Source organism: Rhizobacter sp. P2_H2 (assembly GCF_056403375.1).
In genome coordinates this window covers 1-2,817 of record NZ_JBFUFP010000737.1, presented here as the reverse complement: position 1 = coordinate 2,817, position 2,817 = coordinate 1, and the positions used below count along the sequence as shown (strand labels likewise).

2 protein-coding genes and 1 pseudogene are annotated in these 2,817 nt (G+C 67.9%); 1 reads left to right on the top strand and 2 read right to left on the bottom strand.

Annotation, left to right across the window (positions count from 1 at the left end; translation table 11 throughout):
• Positions 1-238: pseudogene (locus AC1D15_RS25515) on the bottom strand (hypothetical protein); the annotation flags it as partial.
• 91 nt (positions 239-329) lie between these two features.
• Positions 330-2,003 (bottom strand): long-chain-fatty-acid--CoA ligase, encoded by a 1,674-nt coding sequence (locus tag AC1D15_RS25510; RefSeq protein ID WP_465111323.1) that lies wholly within the window; start codon positions 2,001-2,003, stop codon positions 330-332.
• Positions 2,004-2,190: 187 nt separating this feature from the next.
• On the opposite strand from AC1D15_RS25510, the gene AC1D15_RS25505 reads away from it, so the two are divergent.
• A partial coding sequence (locus AC1D15_RS25505) for an SDR family NAD(P)-dependent oxidoreductase (RefSeq protein WP_477828190.1) occupies positions 2,191-2,817 on the top strand: 627 nt, incomplete at its 3' end.

Below are 2,817 nucleotides of genomic sequence, written 5' to 3'. Positions count from 1 at the left end.
GCGCCGCAGCCGGCGGGGTGTTCAGGCGTGAACTGCCGCTGCCCGACACCTGCGCGATCAGGCCCAGGGTCTCGAGGGCCCGGAAGTCGTCGATCGTCACGCCGACCACGTTGGCCAGCAGCATCTCCTCGGACTTCGCACCGTCGATCAGCAGCAGCAGGTTGCGCTGCGCACGCTCCTTGACGAGCGCGCGCGCCGTCATCTCGATTCGTCCCGCGTCAGTTTTGGTCCAGATCACCAGAGCTCTCCCAGGGCGCGGCGCGGCGGGTCAGCCGCGGCCCGAATTTATCAGCATGACGCCCTCTGCGGGGCGCTCATCCACAGCATCGTCAGGTCTTGTCCCTCAACTCGCGCCGCAGGATCTTGCCCACCGGGCTCTTCGGCAGCTCGGTGCGGAACTCGACCACCTTCGGCCGCTTGTAGCCGGTCATGTTGGCCTCGCAGTACGCGCGCACCTCGGCCTCGGTCAGCGCGGGGTTCTTGCGCACGATCACCAGCTTCACCGCCTCGCCGGCCTTCGCATCGGGCACGCCGATCGCAGCGCACTCGAGCACGCCGGGCATCTGCGTGACGACGTCCTCGACCTCGTTCGGGTAGACGTTGAAGCCGCTGACCAGGATCATGTCCTTCTTGCGGTCGACGATCTTGAAGTAGCCGTTGCCGTCGACGGTGCCGATGTCGCCGGTGCGGAAGAAGCCGTCGGCCGTCATCACCTTCGCGGTCTCGTCGGGGCGCTGCCAGTACCCGGCCATCACCTGCGGGCCGCGGATCGCGATCTCGCCCGGCGTGCCCAGTGGCACCTCGCGGCCGTCGTCGTCGAGCAGCGCCAGCTCGGTGGAMGGCAGCGGCAGGCCGATGGTGCCGGTGTAGGCCGTGCTGTCGGTCGGGTTGCAGGTGGCCGACGGCGAGGTCTCCGACAGGCCGTAGCCTTCGCAGATCGGGCAGCCGGTCTTCTCGAGCCACAGCTTGGCGGTGGCCTGCTGCACCGCCATGCCGCCGCCGACCGAGATCTTCAGGTGGCTCCAGTCGACGGTGTTGAACAGCGCATGGTTGGCCATCGCGTTGAACAGCGTGTTGACCGCCGGCAGGCTGTGGAACGGCTGCTTGGCCAGCTCCTTGAAGACGCCCGGAATGTCGCGCGGGTTCGGGATCAGCAGGTTGCAGCCGCCGGTGCGCATCGACAGCATCATGTTCGAGGTGAAGCCGAAGATGTGATACAGCGGCAGCGCGCACACCGACATGATCTGCGTGCCGGCCGGCACCTTGCGCATCGCCGGCTGGTACCAGGCCTCGGCCTGCAGCGTGTTGGCGACCAGGTTGCGGTGCAGCAGCACCGCGCCCTTGCTGACGCCGGTGGTGCCGCCGGTGTACTGCAGCACCGCGATGTCGTCGAGCTTGAGCGTGGGCGCCTTCAGGCTCGCGCGCTTGCCGGCGGAGATCGCGTCGTTGTACGGCACCGCGCCGGGCAGCTCGAAGGCCGGCACCAGCTTCTTCACGTTGCGCACGACGTAGTTGACGATCAGCCCCTTCGGGAAGCCGAGCATGTCGCCCATCGTCGCGAGGATGATCTTCTTCGTCGGCACCGCGGCCAGGCAGGCCTGCAGCGTGGCGGCGAAGTTCTCGATGATCAGGATGGCCTTCGAGCCGGAGTCCTTCAGCTGGTGCTCCAGCTCGCGCGGCGTGTACAGCGGGTTGACGTTGACCACCACCAGGCCGGCGCGCAGGATGCCGGCGACCGCGATCGGGTACTGCGGCACGTTGGGCATCATGATCGCGACGCGGTCGCCCTTCTCGAGCCCGAGCGCCTGCAGGTACGCGGCGAACGCGCGCGAGGCCTCGTCGACCTGGCGGAACGTGAAGACCTTGCCCATGAACTTGTAGGCGGGCAGGTCGGCGTACTTCTTCAGGCTTTCGTCGATCAACGCGGTGAGCGACGTGTACTGCTCGACATCGATCTGCTCCGGCACCCCGCTGGGGTACTGCTTGAGCCAAGTCTTATCCATCTGGGGTCTCCGGAAACGAACGGGCGATTCTGGCCCATGGTATTCACACGCCCCCTAGGGTGTTTCACCTGAAGGGTGGCACCCGCAAGGGTGCAACACGGATTGACGCTCCTGGAGGCTTCCCGTACGCTTTCGACGAATTGGTCAGACCACTGGACCAATTTGACACAACTCACAGGACGACCCCATGACGCAACGACTGGCCGGCAAGGCCGCCCTCGTCACCGCCGCCGGCYAGGGCATCGGCCGCGCCACCGCGGAGGCCTTCGCGCGCGAGGGTGCGCGGGTGATCGCGACCGACATCAACGATGCGGCGCTGGCCGAGCTGTCGCGCATCCCCGGCATCACCGCGCGGCACCTCGACGTGCGCGACGGCGCCGCGGTGCAGTCGCTGGTGGCCGGGCTCGGGCCGCTGCAGGTGCTGTTCAACGGCGCCGGCTTCGTGCATGCCGGCACCATCCTCGAGTGCGACGACGCGGCCTGGGATTTCTCGTTCGACCTGAACGTGCGCTCGATGTACCGCACGATCCGCGCGGCGCTGCCGGCGATGCTGGCCGGCGGTGGCGGCTCGATCATCAACGTGGCCTCGGTGGCCGGCAGCATCAAGGGCGCGCCGAACCGCTTCGTCTACGGCACGACGAAGGCGGCGGTGATCGGGCTGACGAAGTCGGTCGCGGCGGATTTCGTCGCGAAGGGCATCCGCTGCAACGCGATCTGCCCGGGCACGATCGAATCGCCCTCGCTGCGCCAGCGCATCGAGGCGCAGGCCGGCGCGAGCGGGCAGACGGTGGCACAGGTCGAGGCGGCCTTCGTC